At 68.3% G+C, this 23,865-nt stretch carries 19 protein-coding genes; 11 read left to right on the top strand and 8 right to left on the bottom strand.

Annotated elements, in window-relative coordinates:
* The first annotated feature begins 61 nt into the window (after positions 1 to 61).
* The 4 genes from ACE37B_RS05150 to ACE37B_RS05135 all read left to right on the top strand — a co-directional run bounded on the left by ACE37B_RS05150 (position 62) and on the right by ACE37B_RS05135 (position 5,363).
* Positions 62 to 3,442: a SpoIID/LytB domain-containing protein gene (locus ACE37B_RS05150; protein WP_409922203.1), complete on the top strand. Its 3,381-nt coding sequence runs from the start codon at positions 62 to 64 to the stop codon at positions 3,440 to 3,442.
* 122 nt (positions 3,443 to 3,564) lie between these two features.
* The gene (locus tag ACE37B_RS05145) at positions 3,565 to 4,341 is read left to right on the top strand and encodes an SDR family NAD(P)-dependent oxidoreductase (RefSeq protein WP_409922202.1); all 777 of its coding nucleotides are present in this window, start codon (positions 3,565 to 3,567) and stop codon (positions 4,339 to 4,341) included.
* Between the two features lie 102 nt (positions 4,342 to 4,443).
* Positions 4,444 to 5,001 carry a hypothetical protein gene (locus ACE37B_RS05140; protein WP_409922201.1) on the top strand — a complete coding sequence of 186 codons (558 nt, stop codon included), beginning with the start codon at positions 4,444 to 4,446 and terminating at the stop codon, positions 4,999 to 5,001.
* Between the two features lie 83 nt (positions 5,002 to 5,084).
* Positions 5,085 to 5,363, top strand: a complete 279-nt coding sequence (locus ACE37B_RS05135; RefSeq protein ID WP_409922200.1) for a DUF427 domain-containing protein — start codon at positions 5,085 to 5,087, stop codon at positions 5,361 to 5,363.
* A gap of 59 nt (positions 5,364 to 5,422) precedes the next feature.
* On the opposite strand, the gene argJ is transcribed toward ACE37B_RS05135, so the two are convergent.
* The 7 genes from argJ to ACE37B_RS05100 form a co-directional block, all read right to left on the bottom strand.
* Positions 5,423 to 6,607, bottom strand: a complete 1,185-nt coding sequence (gene argJ, locus ACE37B_RS05130) for a bifunctional glutamate N-acetyltransferase/amino-acid acetyltransferase ArgJ (protein ID WP_409922199.1) — start codon at positions 6,605 to 6,607, stop codon at positions 5,423 to 5,425.
* Positions 6,608 to 6,612: 5 nt separating this feature from the next.
* Positions 6,613 to 7,098, bottom strand: coding sequence for a MarR family winged helix-turn-helix transcriptional regulator (locus ACE37B_RS05125; protein WP_409922198.1), 486 nt, complete (start codon positions 7,096 to 7,098; stop codon positions 6,613 to 6,615).
* Between the two features lie 142 nt (positions 7,099 to 7,240).
* Entirely contained in the window at positions 7,241 to 7,747 is a 507-nt protein-coding gene (locus tag ACE37B_RS05120) for an SRPBCC family protein (RefSeq protein WP_409922197.1), read from the bottom strand.
* 67 nt (positions 7,748 to 7,814) lie between these two features.
* On the bottom strand, positions 7,815 to 9,047 hold the full coding sequence (locus tag ACE37B_RS05115; RefSeq protein WP_409922196.1) for an NAD(P)/FAD-dependent oxidoreductase: 1,233 nt from the start codon (positions 9,045 to 9,047) through the stop codon (positions 7,815 to 7,817).
* On the bottom strand, positions 9,044 to 9,937 hold the full coding sequence (locus ACE37B_RS05110; RefSeq protein ID WP_409922195.1) for a TIGR01777 family oxidoreductase: 894 nt from the start codon (positions 9,935 to 9,937) through the stop codon (positions 9,044 to 9,046). The genes ACE37B_RS05115 and ACE37B_RS05110 overlap by 4 nt, the downstream gene beginning before the upstream one ends.
* 47 nt (positions 9,938 to 9,984) lie before the next feature.
* Positions 9,985 to 10,275, bottom strand: a complete 291-nt coding sequence (locus ACE37B_RS05105) for a TlpA family protein disulfide reductase (protein ID WP_409922892.1) — start codon at positions 10,273 to 10,275, stop codon at positions 9,985 to 9,987.
* A gap of 3 nt (positions 10,276 to 10,278) precedes the next feature.
* Positions 10,279 to 10,701, bottom strand: coding sequence for a hypothetical protein (locus ACE37B_RS05100; protein WP_409922194.1), 423 nt, complete (start codon positions 10,699 to 10,701; stop codon positions 10,279 to 10,281).
* Between the two features lie 163 nt (positions 10,702 to 10,864).
* Between ACE37B_RS05100 and ACE37B_RS05095 the strand changes: the two genes are divergently transcribed.
* The 6 genes from ACE37B_RS05095 to ACE37B_RS05070 all read left to right on the top strand — a co-directional run bounded on the left by ACE37B_RS05095 (position 10,865) and on the right by ACE37B_RS05070 (position 21,264).
* Positions 10,865 to 11,287 carry a hypothetical protein gene (locus ACE37B_RS05095; RefSeq protein WP_409922193.1) on the top strand — a complete coding sequence of 141 codons (423 nt, stop codon included), beginning with the start codon at positions 10,865 to 10,867 and terminating at the stop codon, positions 11,285 to 11,287.
* A 175-nt stretch (positions 11,288 to 11,462) separates the two neighbouring features.
* The gene (lpdA, locus tag ACE37B_RS05090) at positions 11,463 to 12,869 is read left to right on the top strand and encodes a dihydrolipoyl dehydrogenase (protein WP_409922192.1); all 1,407 of its coding nucleotides are present in this window, start codon (positions 11,463 to 11,465) and stop codon (positions 12,867 to 12,869) included.
* A complete protein-coding gene (gene sucB, locus ACE37B_RS05085; RefSeq protein WP_409922891.1) occupies positions 12,866 to 14,323 on the top strand; it encodes a 2-oxoglutarate dehydrogenase, E2 component, dihydrolipoamide succinyltransferase in 1,458 nt (485 codons plus the stop codon). The genes lpdA and sucB overlap by 4 nt, the downstream gene beginning before the upstream one ends.
* Before the next feature lie 23 nt (positions 14,324 to 14,346).
* Complete coding sequence (gene lipA / locus ACE37B_RS05080) at positions 14,347 to 16,020, top strand: lipoyl synthase (protein WP_409922191.1); 1,674 nt, start codon at positions 14,347 to 14,349, stop codon at positions 16,018 to 16,020.
* Positions 16,021 to 16,180: 160 nt separating this feature from the next.
* Positions 16,181 to 18,697, top strand: a complete 2,517-nt coding sequence (locus tag ACE37B_RS05075; RefSeq protein ID WP_409922190.1) for a hypothetical protein — start codon at positions 16,181 to 16,183, stop codon at positions 18,695 to 18,697.
* Between the two features lie 137 nt (positions 18,698 to 18,834).
* The gene (locus ACE37B_RS05070; RefSeq protein WP_409922189.1) at positions 18,835 to 21,264 is read left to right on the top strand and encodes a hypothetical protein; all 2,430 of its coding nucleotides are present in this window, start codon (positions 18,835 to 18,837) and stop codon (positions 21,262 to 21,264) included.
* A gap of 90 nt (positions 21,265 to 21,354) precedes the next feature.
* Here ACE37B_RS05070 and ACE37B_RS05065 read toward each other — a convergent pair whose 3' ends face one another.
* Complete coding sequence (locus tag ACE37B_RS05065) at positions 21,355 to 22,155, bottom strand: endonuclease/exonuclease/phosphatase family protein (protein ID WP_409922188.1); 801 nt, start codon at positions 22,153 to 22,155, stop codon at positions 21,355 to 21,357.
* A 194-nt stretch (positions 22,156 to 22,349) separates the two neighbouring features.
* On the opposite strand from ACE37B_RS05065, the gene ACE37B_RS05060 reads away from it, so the two are divergent.
* Entirely contained in the window at positions 22,350 to 23,846 is a 1,497-nt protein-coding gene (locus ACE37B_RS05060; protein WP_409922187.1) for an SWIM zinc finger family protein, read from the top strand.
* The last annotated feature ends 19 nt before the right edge of the window (positions 23,847 to 23,865 follow it).

Below are 23,865 nucleotides of genomic sequence, written 5' to 3'. Positions count from 1 at the left end.
CGCCGATGAACACGCCATGGCGAGGTTGACAGAACGCGTCCCAATGTTACGGTTTGATGACATGCGGCGAATCTCTGCGTCCCGCGGCCCTCGCCGCCGTCGTCGCCTCGCTGTTGTCGCGCTCGCCGGCGCGCTGGCGGCCAGCATCACCGTCGCCGCGACCGATCCGGCGCCCACGGTCACGGCCGCGCCCGACGACGTGATCGCACTCGTCCTGCACGGCACCGGCAACGGCCACGGCCGGGGCATGAGCCAGTGGGGTGCCTACGGCTACGCCGTCGACCACGGATGGGACTGGAATCAGATCCTCGACCATTACTACGGCGGCACCGTCGCCGGGACGACCACGCCGGGTCAGCGCATCAAGGTGCGCCTCACGCCCTACGACGGGCTCGGAACCGTCGGTGTCATCTCTCATGGCGCCGGCGTGAGCTGGAACGGGACCACCGCGCCTGCCATGCGGGCCGTCGAGACGTCACCGGGAGTGTTCGACATCTTCCGAGGGAGCGCGGTCGCGTGCCCGACCTCGACCAGCATCTCCGTGCCCGACGGTCCGGTGTCGAAGAACCCGTCGACGTACAACGCTGCGGCTGCGAGCGTCCAGGCGTTCCTCAAGAACTTCCACGACGGCAGCATCGTCGTCGATGGGTACTTCGGTAATCAGACCGATTCGGTGCTCTCCAGTTGGCAGACGTCGGTCGGCCTGCCCGTCGACGGCACCCGCTGGGACGCCGACGACGCCGCCAGGGCGCGTTCGATCATCTCCGCCGCCGGTGGAGCGGTGTCGTGGACGAAGATCGGCACGCACGCGCAGAGCGTCGGGTCGCCTGTCCGCTTCACGGCTGCCGACGGCGACAACGCAGCGACCGATCGCGGCGACGTGCTCGGCGTGTGTTCGTCGAGCGGCTCGGTCACCCATTATCGCGGCGCGATCGAGGTGCTCAGCACCTCGTCGGGCAACCGGGTGGTGAGCGACGTGCTCGCCGAGGCGTACGTGCGCGGCGTCGTGCCGAAGGAGATCTCCGCGAGTTGGGCGGCAGCTGGCGATGGCGCCGGTGTCCACGCCGTGCGGGCGCAGGCCGTCGCCGCGCGCACCTACGGGCTCCATCAGAGTCGGAACTACACCTACGACGGGTCATCGACGCGCTACGCGACGACGTGCGACACGACGGCGTGCCAGGTGTACGCGGGTTCGGCCACGCGTGCGTCGGCAACAGGATCGGTCACCCGCGTCGAGCAGGACGCGACCGACGCAGCGATCCTCGCCACGGCCAACGTGGTCCGCAAGTGGCCCGACGGGACGCTGGTGTCGACCGAGTTCTCGGCGTCGAACGGTCCTCGCACAGCTGGCGGTCAGTTCCCGCCCGTCGACGACATCGGCGACGACACCGCTCCGAACCCGCTGCATCGCTGGACGCGCATCCTCGACGCCGACGACTTCGCCGCCCAGCACGGCCTCGGCCGCATCACCCGCGCCTACATGGCCGAGACCTCCTCGAGTCAGTACCAGGGGTTCGACGGCATCTGGTTCGACGACCTCGTCGTCGAGGGCACCAACGGCACCTTCCGCCAACAGGCGTGGAACTTCCGCAACGCGTACAGCCTCACGTCACCGGGTTTCACCGTCGAGGTGATCACCCGATCGACGACCAGTACCAGCTTCGCCATGATCGGCGATTCCGTCGGCAACAGCATCGCCCACGAGGGTGGGTCGGAGTTCCGACGCCTCACCGACGGCACGTTCGCCTCGTCCCGCCTCGACGTGGTCGACGGGCGTTGCACCACCAAGACCGTCTGCCCGGGCACCACCGGTGTCGAGGCCGCGGCGAGTCTGCCGCTCGACCTCGATCTCGTGCTCGTCGAACTCGGCTACAACGACACGCCGGCGAACTTCGCTTCCGACATCGACGCGATGATGACCGCGCTCCAGGCACGCGGCGTCCGACGTGTCGCCTGGGTCAACATGGCCGACATCCGTACCTCGAACGGGCAACTCGTCTACACCCAGGCCAACGCGGCGCTCGATGCTGCAACCGCCCGGTGGCCACAGCTCACGGTGCTCGACTGGGAGGCGGCCAGCGACACCCCGGAACGTCCGCGCTGGTTCAGCGACGGCGTGCACCTGACGACCACCGGACAGGCTCAGTTCGCGTTGTGGCTGCGCAGCCAACTGCTCGAGCTGGCGCCGTCGCACTATCTCGCACCGCCGGCTCGGATCGAACTTCCTGTCGTCGGCGAAACCCTCACGGCGCCGGACGGCACCGAACTCACGATTCCGGCCACCGCGACCGGCGTCGCGTTGAACGTCGCCGTCGTGCGGCCGAGCTCCAACGGCTTCGGCACCGTGTGGCCGTGTCAGGACGAACGACCGGTCGTTGCCAGCGTCAACTTCGCCGCCGGTGCCGTGTTGAGCAACAGCGTGATCGCGCCGATCAGCTCCGATGGCACCGTCTGCTTGTACTCGTCGGTCGGGACCAACATCGTCGTCGACGTCGCGGGATGGTTCACCGGCTCGACGACCGAGGACGGAGCCGATCCGTTCGTCGGCCTCCTCCCGGATCGACGGATCGACACACGCACCGGTATCGGCGGTGCGACCGTGAAGGTGACGCCGTCGACGCCGATCGAGATCCCGCTCGCCGGGACGGCGGCGACGCTGCCCGACGGGACGGCGACGACGGTTCCGGCCGATGCCGCTGCCGCTGCGCTCAACGTGGCCGTGGTGCGCGCCGAGTCGCGCGGGTTCATCACGCTGTGGCCGTGCGGCACGACGATGCCGGTCGCCGCGAACGTCAACTACGAAGCTGGCGCGGTGGTGAGCAACGGCGTCGTCGCTCCGATCGGGGCCAACGGCAGCGTGTGCTTACACTCGAGTGCCACGGCTGATGTGGTGGTCGACCTCAACGGCTATTTCGATGGCTCGGTCGCCGCCATCGCCGACGAGTCGCTGGTGCTCGAGGCAGCGCTCGGCACGCCCGCGTTCAGCCCGGCCACACCGACCCGCATCGTCGATACTCGCACGGCGACGGCCGCGGCGGCGCTCGTTCGTCCGGCGACGCCGCTCGTGGTCGACGTGCACGGCGCCGAACTCGTCAACCCGTCGTCGGGCGCACCGCTGGTCGTGCCCGAGTCGGCGTCAGCGGTGGCGCTCAACCTCGCGGTCGTGAAGCCGACGTCGAACGGTTTCGGCACGGTCTGGCCGTGCAGCGAGGCGATGCCGACGGCGGCCAACATCAACTTCCGTCAGGGCGAGAACATCTCGAACGGCGTCGTCGCGCCGATTGGCGATGACGGATCCATCTGCGTACACCTCTCCAATCCGGCCAACGTGGTGATCGACGTCGCCGGCTGGTTCCGTGGCGGTGACGATGCCAGCTTCGTCGGCGCCGTCCCCGAACGCTTCGTCGACACGCGCGTCGCGCTCGGACCGCTTCCAAGCTGACCTGGTGTCGCACCAGGTTCCGCACCAGGCATCGCAGGCTCAGGCTTCGGAAGGCTCGGGACGAGGGCCCGAGTCGGTGCGGCGATTGCGTTCCGACAGGTCGCGGGATCTATGTTTCGAGCATGGACATCAATGGTGCAAGTGCAATCGTCACGGGTGGCGCGTCGGGTATCGGCGCCGCATCGGCTCGCATGCTCGCGGCTCGCGGCGCGAAGGTCGTCATCGCCGACCTGCAGGAAGACAAGGGCAACGAACTCGCCGACGAGATCGGTGGTGCGTTCGCGAAGGTCGACGTCACCAACACCGACGACATCATCAACGCCGTGGAAATGGCGAAGTCGATGGGCCCGGTCCGCGTACTCGTCAACTCCGCTGGGATCGGCTGGGCGCAGCGCACCGTCGGCCGTGACGGCAGCCTCGACTCGGCGGCCAACCTCGATGCCTTCAAGAAGGTCATCGGGATCAACCTCATCGGCTTGTTCGACTGCATCCGTGTCGCCGCCACGGCGATGAGCGTGACCGATCCGCTCGAGCACGGCGAGCGTGGGGCGATCGTCAACATCGCCTCTGTGGCAGCCTTCGACGGCCAGATCGGCCAGGCGAGCTACTCGGCCTCGAAGGGCGGCGTCGTCGGCATGACCTTGCCCGTCGCTCGCGATCTGTCGGCGATCGGTGTCCGCGTCAACACGGTGGCTCCCGGTCTCATCGACACGCCCATCTACGGCGAAGGCGAAGGCTCCGAAGCGTTCAAGGAGAACCTCCAGAAGGGCGTCCTGTTCCCGAAGCGCCTCGGGGACCCGGAGCAGCTCGCGTCGATGGTGATCGAGTGCATCACCAACAGCTACATGAATGCCGAGACGATTCGCGTCGACGGCGGCATTCGCATGCCCCCGAAGTGAGCTGAGCCTCGGCGATGCAGCCGAGCGGTCGGTGACCCATCGTCGGGTCCGACCGCTCGGGCATCCCAGGACGCGAGCGCGTCGAGAGAATAGGTTGCGGAGATGACTCGTGCTCCTCGCTCGTCGGTTCTCGCGCTCGCCCTCGCGGTCGGCGTCTCCCTCGCCGCATGTGGCGGCAGTGACGGCGACGGTGGCGCCGACGACCTGAACGCCGACGATCTGGCGCTCGCAGCGGCCATCACGTCCGGGCTGGAGTCGAGCGATGCCGACGGCACGTTCGCGGAAGTCATGGACACCGAGTGCATGGGTGTCGAGAGCGTCAAGGCGCTCGGCGGTGCCGCGGCAGCCGAGGAGAAGTACGGCATCGACGCCGCGACGGTCGACGCCGACTTCACGCTCGCCGGTCTCGAGCCCGACGATGCGCGTGCCGTGGTCGACGGGTATCTGCGCTGTGGGGATCTCGACGACTTGTTGGTCGTGAGCTTCGTCGAGAACGGTGCGACCGAAGAAGAAGCTCGCTGCGTCGTGGACAACCTTCCGGAGAACGCCGTGGTGGACTCCTTCGTCGCCGCGGCGAGCGTCGACATCGGCGACAACGAGGCCGGTCGCGCGATGGACGAGATGCTCCAAGCGGCGGCAGTCGGCTGCGTCGAGCAATAGACCGAGCCGCAGTTCGAGCAACAGTCGAGCTGCGGTTCGAGCAGGCGTCGGAATAGGCCGCGACGGCCGGCGTTGTACCCCACATGCGTGCAGAGTTCAACGGTCAGGTCATCGCCGAATCCGACGAGACGATCGTCGTCGAGGGCAACCACTACTTCCCGCCGTCGTCGATCCGATCGGAGTGCTTCACCGGCACCGATCGTTCGACGCACTGTCCCTGGAAGGGTGACGCCAGCTACTACGACGTGACCGTCGACGGCAACACCGCGTCCAACGCGGCGTGGTACTACTCGGCGCCGAAAGAGAAGGCGGCCGAGATCAAGGACTACGTCGCGTTCTACCCGGTCGTCACGGTGTCCTGAGGCGTGGCGTTGCCCGGTGCGGGCGAGAATCCGTGGGTCCGCTGTCCGCGAGCGCGACGTCAGGTCGTGTAGTCGGCGTTGAAGCGGACGTACTCGTCGCTGAGATCGCATCCGTACACCGTGGCCGAGGCGTCGCCGGTCGACAGCGAGACGTGGATCACCACGTGGTCACCTCGCATGTACGACGACAACGCCGCCAGGGAGGCTTCGTCGAGCAGGCGCGGGTAGACCTCGTCGTCGCCGAAGCGGATGACGACTCGATCCTGATCGATGTCGACATCGTCGTGGCACTTGCCGATCGCCATCGCCACGCGACCCCAGTTGGGGTCGCCGCCATGGACGGCGGTCTTGACGAGTGGCGAGTTGACGATCGCCTTGGCAACTCGTTTGGCCTGCGCCGGGTCGGCGGCCTGGTCGACGTGCACTTCGATCAGCGAGTTGGCGCCCTCGCCGTCTCGGGCGATCTGCTTGGTCAGGTCGAGGCAGACCTCGAACAACGCGGCCTCGAACTCGTCGAGCGCGACGGGGCCCGCATCGCCGGACGCCATCACGATCGACGAATCGCTCGTGGAGGTGTCGGTGTCGATGCTGACGCAATTGAACGTGCGGTCGACGACGCGCCGGAACACCGTGTCGAGATCGGCGGACGACACCTCGGCGTCGGTGAACAGCAGCGAGATGTGTGTCGCCATGTCGGGCTCGATCATGCCGACGCCCTTGGCCATCCCGACGACGCGAGCGGGTCCGTTGCCGATGCGGGCGGCGGCGAGCTTCGCCACGGTGTCGGTCGTCATCATGCCGACGGCGGGCCGCATGGCGTCGTCGCTCGGCAGCGGAACGGGGATCGCCGCCACCCCCGCGCGCACGCGGTCCATCGGGTAGCGGCGTCCGATCACGCCCGTCGAGGTGACGACGATCTGGTGCGGGTCGTCGCCGAGTCGTTCGGCGACTGTGCGAGCGATCTCCTCGGCGTCGGCGGCACCGTCGGGTCCGGTCGCGACGTTCGCGTTCTTCGAGATGACGACCACGGCACGAGCGAGCCCGTCGGCGACGTGCGCTCGACTGAGCAGGACGCTCGGCCCGGCGAACCGGCTGCGGGTGAACACTGCGGCGGTGGGTACGGGGCGTGAGGCGGCGACGACGACGAGATCGTCGGTGTCGTCTTTGATGCCGATGTTCGCCACGTAGCAGGCGAACCCGGTGGGCAGCGGGGTCGGCGCAGGCTGAGGGGTCGGCGCAGGCATGGTGGTCATCGTGGTGCGCCGACCGCAGCTGGGTCGTCGGAGTCGGCCTTGATGGCGGCGCCGATGGCGGAGAAGATCGATGCCATCGCGGTGACCTGGTCGGCGTCGAGTTGGTCGAAGATGTGACGACGGACGCTCTCGACATGATGCGGCGCCGTCGTCTCGAGGAGTTCACGACCGGCGTCGGTCAGCACGGCCATCATCACCCGCCCGTCGAGCGGTGAGGGCTGACGCACGACGTGTCCGCTCTTGACGAGCCCGTCGAGGCGTCGGGTGAGACCACTGGGAGAGAGTTGCAGAGCTCCGGCGAGGTCACACATGCGCATCGACGCACCGTCGGCCTCGGACAGGAACACGAGCACCTGGTAGTCGCCCATCGTGACGCCGTGCTCGGCGAGATCTCGCTCGAGCGCGTTCATGAGGTCACCGAACGTCTCGATGAAGCTGCGCCACGCGGCCATTTCGGCGGGGTCGAGCCATCGAGTCGTCACGGTGTGGATGGTATCCAACGAAGCGGCCCGGCCCGACGACCGGAACCGTCAGAGCGAACCGTCGAATCGAACACGTCGGCGGAACCCTCGGATCGGGGCGGCGACGTGATGTTCAGGGAGGTGATGTTCGGGGAGGTGATGTTCAGGTCGAGGCGACTGCTTGAGCGAGACGCGCGAGGGTCTTTTCGATGGACGCAGCGTTTTGTTGAGGCGCCTTCATCAGTTTGAGTGCGAACGGTGCGCGAGCGGGTCGCCAATCGAACTCCTCGATGACCTTGGTGCCGCCCTGTGTCGGAGTCAGGGTGTAGCGCCAGATGTGCCCGCCCATGTGGCGCCACGCGATCGACTCGTTCTCGACGAACTCGACGACTTCGTTGGTCATCCGGTAGGGCACGAACCACTTCATCTGCATCCCGAACTTGACGCCGTTCGACAGCCGCTGGGGTGCTGAGTCGGACGCATCCCGAACGGTGCCGGAGCCGTCGAACTCCTGATGCCGGCTGGGATCGGCCAGCAGGTCGAAGATCGCGCCAGGTTCGGCATCGATGACGATGCTGCGTCGCTCGACGCGATCGGGCGCGTCCTCGACGACCACCACGCCGAGCTGCGTGTCGTCGGCCGTTCCGTCGTTCGTCGTGTCGTCGCTCATGATGGGGGCTCCTTGGTCTGGCTGGGGTTGGGGCTGGGGTTGGGCGTGCCGAGTCGGGCGTGAGATGTCAGGTGGCGGCGAGCCGGGCGGTGACGGCGTCGGCGCAACGACGGCCGGAGAACAGCGCCCCTTGGATGGAGGCCGTGTCGCGATGGTCGCCGCAGACGAAGCGGCCGTCGGCCAACGCCACCGCTTGCTTCGGCGAGAACGGAGGCGCCTGACCTGGCTGGCCGTGCGGGATCCGATACGTCGCGAGATGCTCCCATCCGTCGACCTGCGCGCCCCACCAGTTGCGGAGCTGGCGTCGTGCGAGGTCCTGGAGATCCCCGTCGCACACGCCCGGGAGCGCTGCAGCGATCAAGTGTCGTCCAGGTGGCGCGTAGGTCGGTGCCACGTTGCTCATCACCGCCACGTTGAGTACCGGGCCGTCGCCGGTGCCGTCGAGGACGACCATCTTGGTGTCGGTCGGGGCCTCGTCGGCGGCGAAGTACACGCACCCCGCCGCTTTCGACGGCACCGGATCGAGCCCGAGCAATGCTGCAGCGGTCGGGCCCTCGGTCGCCACGACGACCGCAGCGGCCCCGAACGTCTCGTCGCCCACCGTCACCGACGTCGACGTGGTGTCGGTGACCGTGTGTTCGAGCAGGAGGGCGTCATCGGGGAGACGGCGCGCGAGTTGGTCGGGGATCGCCTGCATCCCGGTTGCCGGTACCGCGGAGTCACCGTCGGCGAGCATCCGGAAGATCACGTCGAACATGCGCCGACTGTCCTGCAGGTCCGGGTCGAGTTGGATCCCGCCGACGAGTGGCCGGAAGAAGCGCTGGATCATCGTGTCGGAGAATCCGGCGTCGCGCAGCGCAGCCTCGGTGGTGATGTCGTCGCGGCTGAGCAGCCGGGCCGGATGAATCCGACGGAGGCGGGCGCGCAGGAGCGCGATGCGCGCCTTGTCGAACAGCGAGCCGATCGGGGCCAGCACGGTCGACGCGGTGCGACCCGGCATGCGGAACGGGTCGGACACCGCGGATCCCTTCCCGTCACGCCACACCAAGGCACCGGGGTCGAAGGCGCGCAGGTCGAGCGCGTCCATGTCGAGTTGGCGGTGCATCTCCGGGTACGCCGTCAGCGCGACCTGGAACCCGCGGTCGAGCGTGAACCCGTCGACCCGATCGGATCGCACGCGACCTCCGACGCCGTCTCCCGCTTCGAACACGCGCACCGCGATGCCGGCATCGTGCAACGCCGTGGCGCAGGCGAGCCCGGCGAGGCCGGCACCGACGATGGCAACGGTGTCGTCGCTCACTTGCCCAGTTCGGCGCGCAGCGCAGTCTCGAGATCGGGGTGTTGGAATTCGAATCCGTCACGCTGCAACACGGTCGGCAACACCTTCTGCCCGCTGAAGAGCAGGTTGTCGGCGAGTTCCCCGCCGAGCAGCAGCTTCGGGCCGAACTTCGGGATCGGCAGGATCGTGGGTCGCTTGAGCACGCTGCCGAGCGTCGAGGTGAACTCGGCGTTGGTGACCGGGTTCGGTGCGGTCAGGTTGACCGGCCCGGCGACGTCGCTGTGGAGGAGGTGCACGATCGCGCCGACTTCGTCGTCGAGCGAGATCCAGCTCTGCCATTGCTTGCCGTTGCCCATCTTGCCGCCGAGGCCGAACTTGAACAGCGGGAGTTGCTTCTTGAGCGCGCCGCCGGCCGCCGACAACACGATGCCGGTGCGCAGGAAGACCAGACGGGTGCCGCCGGCTTGCGCGGGTGCCGCCGACGACTCCCAGGCTTCGCACACGTCGGCGAGAAAGCCGTCTCCGGCGGGGTCGGTCTCGTCGAAGGTCTCGGTGGTGCTGGCCCCGTAGTAGCCGATCGCAGAGCCCGACAGCAGCACTTTCGGTGGGTTGGCTGCGTCGTTGACGGCTCCGGCGACGAGCGCGGTGCCCACCGTGCGGCTCTCGAGGATCTCCTCCTTGTAGGCGTCGGTCCAGCGCTTGTCGCCGATGCCCGCGCCGGCGAGGTGCACCACGGCGTCGATGCCGTCGAAGGCGCCGTCGTCGATGCGGCGCTCGGTGACCGACCAGCCGATCTGGTTGTCGCCCGGCTTCGATCGCACGACCGGGATCACCTCGTGGCCGTCATCTCGCAGTCGGCGACCCAGCGCCGTTCCGATGAGTCCCGATGAACCGGTGATCGCAACTTTCATGCCTGCGAGCGTACGACCGATTCGGGAGTTCGGCCGGACGGAGCCCGTCAGGCCGCTTCGCTGATGATCTGCTCGAGCAGTGTCTCGTCGACGGCTCCGGCAACGGTTTCGGTGCTGCCGTCGGCCTTGACGATCACGATCGCCGGTTGGTAGGCGATGTCGAACCTGCTGAACACGGCGGCAGCATCGTCTTGGATCTGCGGGAAGGTCAGGCCGTGACGATCGATGAAGTCCTGGTACGAGCTGTCGGATCCGGTCCAGGTGACGCCGACGAAGTTGACCTGATCAGCGAAGTTGTTTGCTGCCTCCTCGACCGAGGGGGCTTCACGGTTGCAGATGCTTCAAGTGGGCGCCCAGAACCAGAACACTGTGGCCTTGCCGCCGAGGGTGGCAGCGTCGATCTCGCCGCCGCCCACGAGCGGGGCGGTGAACTGCAGGATCTCGGGTGCAGGCGCCGGCTCAGGGGCGGGGGCCTCGGTGGCCGGCGGCTCGGTGGCCTGCGGCTCGGTGGCCTGCGGCGCGGTGCCAGGGGTCTCGGTGCCAGGGGTGTCGGTGTCAGGGGTGTCCGGCTCGGGAGCGGCTTCGACGGAGTCCGTCACGCCCGGGTCGGCGCTGGGGTCAGCCTCGGTCTCGGTTTCGGTGACCGGCGGTGCGGGGTCGGTGGCCGCTGGAGCGCTCGAGTCGGAACCTGCGCCGCACGATGCAGCGACGAGCCCGAAGACGGCGACGCTGGCAGCGAAGCGGGCAGCACGTCGAGGTGACATCTCCGAGAAGCTAGTGGTCGTCACGGTGTCTCTTTGGCCGCACTCGCTCGGTTTCGGCTCTGTTCACGAATCGCCACGCGAGGTGACGACGGCGATGACGCCCGGTGGCCTCGGCCGAGGGTCACGAACTCGCTTCGGCGCACGGCTCCTAGGCTGCGCTGCGATGAAGACGCGGACCTTGTTGTTGCTCTCGGTGGGCACGGCGCTCGCGATCCTGCTCGCCGGCGGCGTGTTGCTGTTCCAGCTCTCGTCGGAGCAGGAAGCGATCGAGCCATCGGCGGTGGGCGAGCAGGTGACCGTCGGTGATCTGGCGATCACGGTGACCTCCGCGCGAGACACCGGTGACTTCTTCGAGGTCGACGTCGTGTTGGGCGGCGTCGACGACGGCCTCGACAGCATCCGGCTGGTGACGAGCGAGGGTGCGATCGAGCCGGTCTCGGTCGAGGCCGACGGCAGATGTGTCGCGGTGACCGTCGATGCGCAGTCGTGCCGACTCGACTTCGGTCTGGATGGCATCACGTCGTCGAGCCGAACGCTCGTCGTGCGCCGGGGCGATCAACAAGCCAACTGGAACCTCGGCAGCTGAGCGACAGAGTGGGTCAGACCCACTCTGTCGCCCGGCGGTGACAACGACAGTGTGGGTCTGACCCACTCTGTCGCTCTGGCTTTCGATCCGCGGTGGCCTGGTGGTGGGAGCACCGGTTACCGGGCGGTCACTTGGGCGAGTCCGGCGACGACGGGCTCCCATGGCGCTACGGTGAATGCCCGTGAGCGACCATTTCGATCTCGTAGTCATCGGCGGCGGACCCGGCGGATATTCGGCCGCGTTGTACGGCGCATCGGCGGGCCTCGAGGTGGCCCTCGTCGAGAAGGACGCCCTCGGCGGCACGTGCCTCAATCGAGGTTGCATTCCGGCCAAGGCGTTCCTCGAGACGGCGGCGGTCAAGCGTCACGTCGACCATTCCTCGGACTTCGGCATCGAGTCGGGGGAGGCGAGCGTCAACTTCGCCCGCACCCAGGAACGCAAGCAAGGCATCGTCGCCACCCTCGTGGGCGGTATCGCAGCGATGTGCAAGGGCCGCAAGGTCGAGGTGTTCAACGGGGTCGGTTCGCTGGCGGCGGGACGCACCGTCAACGTGTCGCTCGGCGACGGCGGCTCGGCGACGATCACCGGCGACGCGATCATCCTCGCGTCGGGCTCGGTGCCGCGTCTCATCCCGAACTTCGAGCGCGGCGGCCCGATCATGACCTCCGACGAGGTGCTCGATCTCAGCTCGGTTCCCGAGCGCGTGGCCGTCATCGGTGGCGGCGCGATCGGCTGCGAGTTCGCGTCGACGTTCGCCGACCTCGGTGCGAAGGTGACCATTCTCGAAGGTCTGCCCAAGATCCTGCCCGGACTCGACAGTGACGTCGCGAAGGTCGTCGAGCGATCGTTCAAGAAGAAGCAGATCGACATCCGGACCGGCGTGATGGTCAACGGCCACACGCCCAACGACTCGGGCGGGACGACGGTGTCGTTCGGCGACGGCGAGTCGGTCGAGGTCGACGCAGTCGTCGTGTCGGTCGGTCGGCGCCCGTTCGCGGATCAGCTCGGGCTCGAAGGAACCCAGGTCGTCGTCGACGAGCGCGGGTTCGTGCAGGTCGACGAGTACTGCCAGACCGGCGAGCCGGGCGTGTACGCGGTGGGCGACTTGATCAACACGCCGCAGCTCGCCCATGTCGGCTACGCCGAGGCGATCGTCTCGATCAAGCATCTGCTCGGCGAGCATCCGATGCCGGTGATGTACGACCGAGTGCCGTGGGCCATCTACTGCCACCCAGAAGTGGCGTGGGCCGGCCCGGACGAAGCGCAGGCGAAAGCGGCCGGTCACGACGTCGTCGTCGGCAAGCATCCGTTCAAGTTCAACAGCCGAGCGATGATCGTCGGCGAGACCGAAGGCCTCGTGAAGGTCATCGCCAAGAAGAACCCCGATGGCTCGGCGGGCCAGATTCTCGGCGTCCACATGGTGGGCCCGTGGGTCACCGAACAGCTGTCGGGCGGCTATCTGGCCGTCAACTGGGAGGCCACGGTCGCCGAGGTCGCGGAATTCATCCAGCCGCATCCGAGTTTGAGTGAGTTGTTCGGCGAAACCGTGCTGTCGCTCACCGGCCGCAACTTCAACGGCTGAGGCGAGCGACACCTCCGCGGCGCTCGTCGTCATCATTCGCAGCAACACCCATTGAAATACGTAAGGAACCAGTCATGGCAGACGTCACTCTCCCGCAGCTCGGCGAAACGGTCACCGAAGGCACGATCACGCAGTGGTTCAAGTCGGTCGGTGACACGGTCGCCGAAGACGAGCCGCTCTTCGAAGTGTCGACCGACAAGGTCGACACCGAGGTGCCGTCGCCCGTTTCGGGCACGCTCACCGAGATCCGTGTTCCCGAAGGCGAGACGGTCGACGTCGGTACCGTGATCGCCGTCGTCGGCGACGCTGGCGAGGCGCCCGCACCCGCCGCCGAGCCCGCCGCCGCTCCCGCTGCGGAGCCTGCCCCGGAACCCGCTCCCGCTCCGGCCCCCGAACCCGCTCCCGCTCCGGCCCCCGAACCCGCGCCTGCTCCGGCCCCCGAACCCGCCAGCGAGCCTGCCGCAGCCAGCGGTGACAATCGTCTGCTGTCGCCGGTGGTGCGTCGCCTCGTCAACGAACACGGGCTCAACGCCGACGCGATCGCGGGCACCGGCCCCGGTGGGCGCATCACACGCGACGACGTGCTCGATCACATCGATGCCACGGGCTCCAAGCCGCAGGCCGATGCCCCCGCCGCCAGCCCGGCGCCGGCACCTGCGCCGGCACCTGCTCCTGCGCCGGCACCTGCTCCGGCACCGGCTGCACGCCCGGCCGCGGCAGCTCCCACCGCCACGCCGGGCCAGCGTGACACCTCGATCAAGCTGTCGAAGATCCGCCAGCTCACCGGTGATCACATGGTGATGAGCAAGGCCACGAGCCCGCACGCGTTCAGCGTCGTCGAGGTCGACTTCGCCAACGTCGATCTCGTCCGCAACGCCAAGAAGTCGGCGTGGAAGGCCGACCACGGGTTCAGCCTCACGTACCTGCCGTTCATCTCGCGGGCGATCATCGATGCGCTCGGTGAGTTCCCGCACCTCAACGCGAGCGTGTCGGGCGACCAGTTGATCGTCCACGACTACATCGACCTCGGCATCGCCGTCGACCTCGACTACGAGGGTCTGCTCGCGCCGGTGGTGCGCGACGCCGAGACCAAGCGCCTCGCCGCGATCGCCGGCGAGATCTACGACCTCGCCGACCGAGCCCGCAACCGCAAGCTGGCTCCCGACGAGATCTCGGGTGGCACGTTCACCATCTCCAACAACGGCTCGGCGGGCTCGGTGCTGACGATGCCGATCATCAATCAGCCCCAGGTCGCCATCATCTCGACCGATGCGATCGTTCGGAAGCCGGTCGTCACGACGGGCGCCGATGGTGGCGAGGCGATCGCCATCCATCCGGTCGGCAACCTCGCGATGAGCTGGGATCATCGAGCGTTCGACGGCGCGTACGCCGCCGGATTCTTGAAGCGGGTCAAGGAGATCCTCGAGACGAAGGACTGGAGCACCGAGCTCTGAGCCGCTCGGGCGCGCCAGCCACCGTGGACCTCGTCACCGATCCGTTGCGTGTCCGTTGGCTGGGGCGCGTCCCGTATCGCGAGGCGTTGGCCGTGCAGCAGTCGCTGTTCGAACACGGCTCGGGGCAGCACCTGCTGTTGCTCGAACACCCGCACGTGTTCACCTACGGCCGCACCGCTGATCTCGCCACCAACCTGCGATGCGAGCCGGCGGCCGTCGGTGCCGAACTCGTCTCGGTCAAACGAGGCGGTGACATCACCTATCACGGTCCGGGCCAACTCGTCGGCTACCCGATCCTGAACGTCGCCAACTCGCTCGGCGCATCCGATCACGTCTGTGGCGTCGAGGGGCTCATCATCGACGCGTTGCGCGAACTCGGCGTCGCCGGCGCCGGTCGCTTGCCGGGATTCGCCGGCGTGTGGCTCGATCCCGGTACGCCCGATGAGCGCAAGATCTGCGCGATCGGGGTGCGGTTGCGTCGTGGGCGCACGATGCACGGCTTCGCCCTCAACGTCACGACCGACATGACGTACCTGCGTGAGCACATCGTCCCGTGCGGGATCGGCGACAAGCCCGTCACGTCGTTGGCCGAGGAGGGCATCGAAGCGTCGATGCGTGAGGTCGCCGACGTGATCGCCCGGCTCGCTGCGCAACGATGGGGTGCGATCGAGCGCCAAGACGTTGCGTGGGCGCACGCTGCCGACGGGCGCGACCTGTCGGCGTTCTCGCGCGGTGAGGGCCCCGGCGAGCAGGTCAAGCTCGTCTCGTCACGCGCCGCGGCGCGCCTGGACGCGGCGGGCGTGAGCGAGGGCCTCTCGATCGAGACGCGCAAACCCGAGTGGCTGCGTCCGAAGGTCGAACTCGGTTCCGAGGTCATGGAGCTCCGCAAGACGATCCGCTCGCTCGATCTGGTGACGGTCTGCGAAGACGCCGGCTGCCCGAACCTGTCCGACTGCTGGTCTGACGGCACGGCGACGTTCATGGTCCTCGGCGAACGGTGCACGCGGGCGTGTGGGTTCTGTCTCGTCGACACGAGCAAGCCGATGGCGCCCGCACCGGACGAACCGGCCCGGGTGGCGGAGGCGATCGACCGAATGCACCTCGACCACGCGGTGTTGACGATGGTCGCCCGCGACGATCTCGCCGACGGCGGCATGGCGCACGTCGCCGCCTGTGTCGAAGCGATCCGCGAACGCCGTCCTCAGGCGCGCATCGAGACGTTGATCTCCGACGCGAAGGGCGACGCGGCATCGTTGGAGCTGTTGTTCGCGGCGCTCCCCGATGTCATGAACCACAACGTCGAGACCGTCGCTCGCCTGCAGCGCGCGGTGCGACCCTCGGCCGGCTACGCCCGTTCGCTGTCGGTGCTGGCACGGGCGAAAGCAGCTGGCCTCACGACCAAGACCGGCTTCATGGCGGGCCTCGGCGAGACCGACGACGAGATCGTGGGCCTCCTCGCCGATCTGGCCGATCTCGGCGTCGACATCGTCACGATCGGTCAGTACCTCCGACCGACGTCGCATCACCTCCCGATCGCTCGTTACGCGGAGCCGGCCGAGTTCGATCGATGGAAGCAGATCGGTGAGTCGTTCGGGATCGGTCACGTCGAGGCGAGCCCGCTCACCCGATCGAGCTATCACGCCAAGTCGTCGGCTGACGCCGTGGCCCCGGTCGCCGTGGCGCTCAGCGCCCGCTGACCTGCCCCGTGGTCGCTCGTCGCCGACCCAGGTGACGCTCGGCAGACAGGCGTCAACACGTGTCGAGGCGGATGGTCGCCGCGAGAGGGTCCACAGTGCGTGACACCGAAGAGTGGCCGGATTGACACGCACCGTCCACTTTCCGTTGCTACGGTTTCGTATGCTTTTCGGCAAGTTCCGTGAGGGTCGAACCCGTTCGTCGGTGGTCGTGGTCACCGCGCTGCTCGCCAGTTCGCTCGCTGTGCCCATCGTGTCGCTCTCGTCACCGTCGCCGGTGGCTGCTGCGCCGACGGTGTCGTCGGCATCGCGCGCCGGCGCCGCGACGATCGCCGCGCTGCGATTCCGTGACTTCGGGGCCCAGGGCGGACAGGCCGACATCCTCCTCGGACGCGAACCGGGCACGTCACCACAGACGTCGGTGCAGTTCCCGGGCGCAACGCCTTGGGCGTCCGACGTCGACTACCCGTTCGTCATCACCTGGGAGCGCGAGCCCGATCCGATGGGCGGCCCGACCCTGCTGCCCAGGCTGTCGCTGGGCCTCGACACCCCGGAGCCACAGGTCGACGTCGCTGCCGAAGCCCTCATCGCCGAGGCACAGCAGACGCCACCACCGTGGCAACCGACCGATCAAGCGATCAACGTGATCGAGATCGGCATCTGGTCCGATGCGGTCGCCACCGATCCCGCCAGCGTCACGCTCTCGGGGGTCACCGTCAACGGAGAGGCCGTGCCGTCGTCATTGACGGTCGAGTCGACGGGCGATCGAGTCGATCAGCGCTTCGTCATCACCGGCTTCACGGCATCACCCGATGCCGTCGTGGCGGGCACGTTGCGGTTGACGGGTGGCTTCCGGGTGAGCGCGGAGGCGAGCAAGGTCGAGGTGACCTTCCGGGCCGATCCGCCTCCGATCATCGAACTGACGGCTCCGGCCAGCGTGGCGAAGGGCGTGCCGTTCGACGTGACCGCTCGTGTCGACGACCCCGCACTCATCGCCGACCCGGTGCTCACCGCCGAACCCGACTGCACGATCGCCGGGCTGACGGCCACGCCCGACGCCGCCGGCACGACGCTGCAGGCGTCGGTCACGTGCTCGTCGGCCGGGGTGGCGAGCATCGGCGTGACCGCCGACGACGGGCTCTCGCCGGCGTCGTCCACGGCGGAAGTGTCGGTCGTCAATCAGCCGCCCGGCGTCTCGCTCGATGCATCGTCGACGACGGTGGACGTCGGAGGCGACGTCACGCTCACGGCGATGGTGACCGATCCGGACGACGGTGACGACACGTTGTCGTGCGTGTTCGATCCCGGCGACGGGACTGCGGCGCGCGACGCCGTGGTCGCCGCCGGTGTCTGCGCGGTCACCGTGACCTACACCGCGGTGGGCTCGGTCATCCCCAGCGTGGTGGTGACCGACGGCGACGGAGCGACGGCGACCGATTCGGTCGCGATCGCCGTCGAGACGGCGGCGGAGCCCGGTCCGGTCGATCCCGGTCCGGTCGATCCCGGTCCGGTCGATCCCGGTCCGGTCGATCCCGGTGTCCGTGGGGTCGTGGCGAGCGGCCCGGCACGACTGCTCGACACGCGGCCCGAGACCGAGACCACCGATGGCGAGTTCGCGGGTGTCGGTCGACTCGACGCCAGCGACGAACTGAGCGTCGAGGTGTCGGGTCGAGGCGAGATTCCGATCGACGCGCACGGCGTGTTCGTCAACGTGGCCGTGATCAGGCCCGCCAGTCGTGGCTTCGTCACCGTCTACAACTGCGCCGACGACCGGCCGCTCGCGTCGAGCGGCAACTTCGCGTCCGGCGTCACACAATCCAACGCGTCGCTCGTCGACCTCAGCAGTGGCGCATCGGTGTGCGTGTACTCCTCTGCGGCGGCGGACATCACGGTCGATGCGATCGGCTACCTGCCCGTCGAGAGCCCGACCCGGGCGACCGGGCCTGCCCGCCTGCTCGACACCCGCGACAGCCCCACCGTCGACGGAGAGTTCGAGGGCTACGGCCGCGCAGATGCTGGCGATCGAATCGTGCTCCACGTCGCAGGTCGGGCCGACGTGCCCGACGACGCTCGCGCGGTGTACCTGAACGTTGCGGTGATCAACGCGGACGAGCGCGGGTTCGTGACCGTCGATGCCTGCAACGACCCGTTGCCGGTCGCATCGGCGGGCAACTTCGAGGCGGGCGCGACCGTGTCGGGACCGGTGTTGGTCGATCCCGATGCCGATGGCAACGTGTGCGTGTTCGTCTCGCAAGCAGCCGACGTCGCCGTCGACGTGAGCGGCTACGTGCCCGCCGACGGGGTCACCTCCGCCGTCGAGCCAGCGCGACTACTCGACACGCGCACCGGCAAAGCGACGGCCGACGGCGTCGGCGCGACCGGTACTCGCCTCGCTGCGGGACAGACGATCAAGGTGGCCGTCGCCGGCCGCGGCGGTGTCGACACCTCGGCCAGGGCGGCCTTCGTGACGGTCGCCGCGGTCCGCCCCGGCGCTCGCGGGTTCGTCACCATCCACTCCTGCGATGACGATCGACCGGTCGCTTCGAGCGGCAACTTCGAGGCCGGCGTGATCACCTCGAACGCCACGCTGGTGCAGTTGGAGTCGACGGGCGCGATCTGTGTCTTCACCTCCGTCGGGACCGATCTCACGATCGACGTCACCGGCCAGAGCCCCGGCTGACGCCGCGGTCGAGCACCGGGATGCTCGCGTCGGCCAGGCGCCTCGCCGACCCCTCGCCGACCCCTCGCCGACCCCTCGCCGACCCCTCGCCGACCTCGTTGTCGCTCTGTTACCCACGCTGTGGTGAGGTCGACGTGATGAACACCGCTCGCCGCGCCGCCCTGTTTGCTGTACTCGCCCTCGCCACCCTCGTCCCCGTCGTGGGTTCGCCGCCCGTCTCTGCGGCGATCCAACCGCCACCGGGCGGTTCCGGGGAAGTGTTCGAACCGTTCCCCGGCTCGAATCCGACGGTGAACGTGATGACGGCGGCCCATGACCCCGTTCGCGACCGGTACCTCGTGCTGACCGACGAATTCGCCGGGACCAACTCGCGGGTCGCCTCGATCGTCGAGGGCGACGGCACCGTGGTGGTCCCGCGCTTCGTCATCGACATCGACACCTCCGGCGGTCAGGGGCTGGGCAGCCCGACACTCACCAATGTCAATGCGGTGTACAACCCGGTGAGCGACGAATACCTCGTGACCTACAACAAGTCGGCGCCTCGCGCCGGCCTCGCCCCCGGACCGAATCAGAACGCGCAGCGGATCCTCGCTCAGCGGATCAGCGCGGCCGGCAGCCCGGTCGGTTCCCCGACGCCGATCGACAGCGTCCAGTCACCGGATTGGCGATGCTCGGCGCTCCACCACGATGTCACGGTCGACCCGACCACCGGCGACTACGTGGTGGCGTACGGCGTCGGGCTTCGTGTTGCCTCGCTCGATCCCTGCGAGAACCTCCAAGGCCGTCGCAAGACGACGATCATGCGGATGTCGTCGACGTTGGCGGTCGGACCGCGGACCGATCTGCCGGGGAGCATCGAACGCAGCACCACCTACGAAGCGATCGCTCGTCATCCGTCCACCGGCGACTTCCTCGTCGGCCGCTACCACGACAATGGTGGTCGCTTCACGCTGCTCGACTCGTCGTTCTCGGTGCGCGCCGATCACGTCGTCGACCTTCGAGCCGAGAACCCCAGCAATCAGGTGTCTTCCGTCGACGTCGACGTCGATCCGGCATCGGGTACGTGGATGACGGTCACGCAAGGCGCTGCGAACACGATGACGATGGTGCTCGATGCCGACGGAGCGATCGAGGTGCCAGCGGCAATCCGGTTCGATCACGCCGTCACCCGTCTCGAAGCTCTGGGCAACGGCACCTTCGTGACGGTGCGCAGCGGCTTGCGGCTCGGACAACTCGACCTGCAAGGCAACAGCGTCAGCGAGTTCGTCTTCCCGGTCGGTGACGGAACCTCCTCGCAACCCGCCGACGTCATCGCCGGAGCCGACGGCCGATTCCTCGCTCTCGGTCGAGAGAACGTCAGCGGCGTCTCGACAACGGTGCGTCGCGCCGTCGAGTTGGTCGCAGCGAATCCCGCAACCCTGCCACTGGCTCCGGCCCGCATCGCAGACACGCGCCGATCCGATGCTGCCGAGACGATCGACGGTGACTTCGAGGGAATCGGCGCTGTGGCCGGCGGCACGGAGTTGCGTCTGCAGGTGGCGGGTCGTGCCGGTGTGCCCGACGACGCCTCGGCCGCGGTGTTGAACATCGCCGCTGCGGGAGCGACCCGAGGTGGCTTCGTCACCGCATACCCGTGTGCAGCGGATCGACCGACGACATCGAATCTGAACTTCGCTGCTGGAGCCGCAGCGTCGGCTGGTGCCTTCGTCGCGTTGTCCGATGACGGGTTCACGTGCCTGTTCGCATCCACCACCGTGGAGTTGATCGTCGACGTGAACGGCTTCGTCCCCTCCCAGGCCTCGATCCTCTCGATCGTGCCCGAGAGGTTCCTGGAGACGCGTGCAGGTCAGATCGAGGGGACGATCGACGGGCAGGAAGAAGGCCGCGGTCAGCTTCCCGCTGGCACATTCGAACTCGAGGTCGCCGGACGCGGGAGTGTCCCCACCGATGCAAGCGCGGTGATGATCAACGTGACTGCCGTGCGGCCAGCGGGTCCGATCTTCGTGACCGCCTTCCCGTGTGGCGCCGACCGGCCGACGGCGGCCAATCTCAACGCGACCGCCGGGAGTGCCACGAACAACCTGGCGCTCGCCCGTGTCGGCGACGGCGGAAAGGTGTGCCTCTTCACGAGCGGACCGACCGATCTCGTCGTCGACGTCTCGGCCTTCGTGCCCGCCACGAGTTCCTTGGTGTCGATCAACCCGGAGCGGTTCGTCGAGACGCGGCCAGGTGAAGAGACCGCCGATGGGGCCAACGAGCTCGGCCAACGACTGACAGCCGACTCCACGCTCAGTTTCGTGCCGATCGCAGGCCGCAGCTCGATCCCGGCCAACGCGAGGGGGGCCATGCTCAACGTGGCCGTCATCGCTCCCGGAGCGAACGGCTTCGTCACCGTGTATCCATGTGGGGACCGACCCAACGCAGCGAGCGTCAACTTCGCAGCAGGATCGGTCACGTCGAATGCGGTCTTCGTGGCGCTGAGTGACCCGGCGGGGCAGATCTGCATCTACACCTCGGCCGAGACCCACGTCGCCGTCGATGTCGTCGGCTACACCGCGGACGGTTGAGCGAGCCAGGCCGGAGCCGGACCAGAGCCGGGCGTGCTGGTGCGGCGCCGTGAGCGGACGCGACGCACTCCGTGCGGCGCGGCGCAGGAGCTACGGGGTCACGAGGTCGGCGACGACGGCGAGGTGGTCACTCGGCCACACGCCATCGATGCCGGGGCGACCGGTCAGCCACGTCCGGATCGGGTTGCCGACCGGCTTGGGTCGCGGCCAGGCGACGAGGAGGTAGTCGAGGCGCCGGTTCGGCCACGCCGATGTCGCCGCGTGCGGATTATCGGCGATCCAGGTAGCGCCGGACTCGCCGGGGGTGCCTGCCTGTTCCCACGCATCGGAGAAGACGATCCCCGTCACCCCATCTCGACGGCCGGTCAGCATCCGAACTTCGTCGGTGTCGGGCACCGCGTTGAGGTCGGCGCCGATGATCAACGGCAGGTCGGCGTCGGGGTCGTCGCGCCAAGCCAGCGACAGCCGCATGATCTCGCGGGCTTGGGCTTCACGCAGCTCGGACTGGTCGAAGCGATGGTCGAGATGGGTCGATGCGACGGGCCACGACCCGTAGGGGGTCATGACGCGAGCGGCGACGATCCGACGATGGCCTGGCTCGCCTGCTGCGTTCGGGAGGCGTTCGTCGGCGACGCGTTCGAGCGGCCAGCGCGCCAGGATCGCGTTGCCGAACGACTGGCCGTTCCAGAACACCGGGTCGGTGCGGGCGACGTGCAGTCCGAGCTCGTCGGCGAGCGTCGCCGCGTCGTCGGTGTGCTCGTCCGACCAGACCTCCTGGAGGCACAACACGTCGGGTTCGACCGTTCGGATCGTGTCGACGATCGCCGTTCGCCGTCGCGTCCAGTCGCCGAAGTGCCACCACAGGTTCCACGTCATGACTCGCAGCGACATGCCCCCATCATGCACGCCCGAGCAAATCGCTGCCCGCTTCTTCGCCAAGGCGCCGCCGACAGCAGCCGCGGGCAACCCTCGGCCCAACACCTGGGGTCAGACCCCAGGTGTCCAACACCTGGGGTCAGACCCCAGGTGTTGGACGCGGTGATCGTCGAGCACGTCCGCGACACCGTGTCGCTACTCTCGACGAGGTGGGACGGCGCTGGTCGACGGAGCAGGTGGAGTCGGTTGCTGCGAGTCGCGCGGCGCTGAGCTCGGCGACCCCGCTCGCTGCGCCTGGCCGCTGGGTCGGCCTCGGGGCCGACGAACGCGCCGTGTGGGGGTCGTTCCACGGCAGCGGCGCTGAGCCCTACGACACGATGGTCGATCACGTCACCGTCGGGTTCCGATGCTCGTGCCCGAGCCGTAGATCGCCGTGCAAACACGCGCTGGCGCTGCTGCTGTTGTGGGCACGTGATCAGGTGATCGAGGCCATGGCGCCGCAACGGGTCGAGGCATGGGTGACGCGTCGATCGGGTGCTGGCCGGTCGACGAGCCCAGTCGACGAGCACGGCGCACCGCCTGCACCCGAGTCGCCGACCAACGAGTCCGACACCGGTGATCGATCGAACGCAGATCGAGGATCCACGCCCACTGACGACGGTGCCACCGACGAGGCCACAGACAGTGCCACAGACGAGGCCACAGACGAGGCCGTCGCTCCGCCGTCTGGCGACGAACGAGACCGTGCGCGTGACGAACGCGTGGAGCGGATGTTCACCGGGTTGGCGGAACTCGATCGCTGGCTCGACGACCGAATGCGCACCGGACTCGCAGATCCGGCGCTCGCCCGGTACGCGACCTGGGACGATCTCGCGGCCCGACTCGTCGATGCGCAGGCGGCAAGTCTCGCCAACCGAGTCCGCCGCCTCGCCGGCCTCGTCGGGGCCAGTCCGACGTGGCACGACGATGTCCTGGCCGAGATCGGGATCCTGCATCTTCTCGCCCAGGCGGGTCGGCGTCTCGGATCGCTGCCCGGATCTCTGGCCGACGCCGTCGCCACCAGTGTCGGCTGGCAGGTGCGCCAGGCCGACGTGCTGGGCGGGGTGCCCGACACCGACGACTGGGTCGTCGCCGGACGCAGCGACGTCCGCGAAGACCGGATCGAAGTGCGGCGGTTCTGGTTGCGCGGCGTCGAATCCGGCCGATGGGCGCTGCTGCTGTCGTTCGCCGCGTATCAGCAGAGCCTCGACACGTCGCTCGAGGTCGGTACCGCTGTGCGAGCCGACCTGCATCGCTATCCCGGCGGCGCGCTGCGATCGCTCCTCGGACGCCGCGAGGGCGATGCCATCGCAGCGAGTCCACCCGCTGTGTCGATCGTCGATGCCTGCGACGAGGTGGGGCGGCTGCTCGTCGCCGAGCCGTGGCTCGAGCGGCTCCCGATGGTTCTGCATGCGGCGCCGGCCCGTGTCGGTGACCACTGGGTGTTGACCGATGGCGACGTCAGCGTGCCGATCCGCTCCTCGATCGTCAGTCGTCGCGAGGTGGCGCCCAGTCTCGCGACGTTGCTCGCCGTCTCGGCTGGGCGGCCGCTCGACCTCACTGTCGAATGGTCGCCTCACGGGGTGACGCCCTTGACGATTCATCTGCCGGATCGATCCGTCGACATCGGCCCGCGCGCCGACCCGTCCTTCGTCGGAGCCGCCTGACCGTGCTGGCCGACCGCGA

Source organism: Ilumatobacter sp. (genome assembly GCF_046290335.1).
Lineage (GTDB): Bacteria > Actinomycetota > Acidimicrobiia > Acidimicrobiales > Ilumatobacteraceae > Ilumatobacter_A.
Note: the sequence above shows the minus strand (reverse complement) of the source record. Positions and strands in the feature narration are given on the sequence as shown.

Excerpts from the sequence above, each read along its gene's own strand:
- ACE37B_RS05150 (WP_409922203.1), top strand. The coding sequence starts at position 62 with ATGCGGCGAATCTCTGCGTCCCGCGGCCCTCGCCGCCGTCGTCGCCTC.
- ACE37B_RS05145 (WP_409922202.1), top strand. The coding sequence starts at position 3,565 with ATGGACATCAATGGTGCAAGTGCAATCGTCACGGGTGGCGCGTCGGGT.
- ACE37B_RS05140 (WP_409922201.1), top strand. The coding sequence starts at position 4,444 with ATGACTCGTGCTCCTCGCTCGTCGGTTCTCGCGCTCGCCCTCGCGGTC.
- ACE37B_RS05135 (WP_409922200.1), top strand. The coding sequence starts at position 5,085 with ATGCGTGCAGAGTTCAACGGTCAGGTCATCGCCGAATCCGACGAGACG.
- argJ (WP_409922199.1), bottom strand. The coding sequence starts at position 6,607 with ATGCCTGCGCCGACCCCTCAGCCTGCGCCGACCCCGCTGCCCACCGGG.
- ACE37B_RS05120 (WP_409922197.1), bottom strand. The coding sequence starts at position 7,747 with ATGAGCGACGACACGACGAACGACGGAACGGCCGACGACACGCAGCTC.
- ACE37B_RS05110 (WP_409922195.1), bottom strand. The coding sequence starts at position 9,937 with ATGAAAGTTGCGATCACCGGTTCATCGGGACTCATCGGAACGGCGCTG.
- ACE37B_RS05100 (WP_409922194.1), bottom strand. The coding sequence starts at position 10,701 with ATGTCACCTCGACGTGCTGCCCGCTTCGCTGCCAGCGTCGCCGTCTTC.
- ACE37B_RS05095 (WP_409922193.1), top strand. The coding sequence starts at position 10,865 with ATGAAGACGCGGACCTTGTTGTTGCTCTCGGTGGGCACGGCGCTCGCG.
- lpdA (WP_409922192.1), top strand. The coding sequence starts at position 11,463 with ATGCCCGTGAGCGACCATTTCGATCTCGTAGTCATCGGCGGCGGACCC.
- ACE37B_RS05075 (WP_409922190.1), top strand. The coding sequence starts at position 16,181 with ATGCTTTTCGGCAAGTTCCGTGAGGGTCGAACCCGTTCGTCGGTGGTC.
- ACE37B_RS05070 (WP_409922189.1), top strand. The coding sequence starts at position 18,835 with ATGAACACCGCTCGCCGCGCCGCCCTGTTTGCTGTACTCGCCCTCGCC.
- ACE37B_RS05065 (WP_409922188.1), bottom strand. The coding sequence starts at position 22,155 with ATGTCGCTGCGAGTCATGACGTGGAACCTGTGGTGGCACTTCGGCGAC.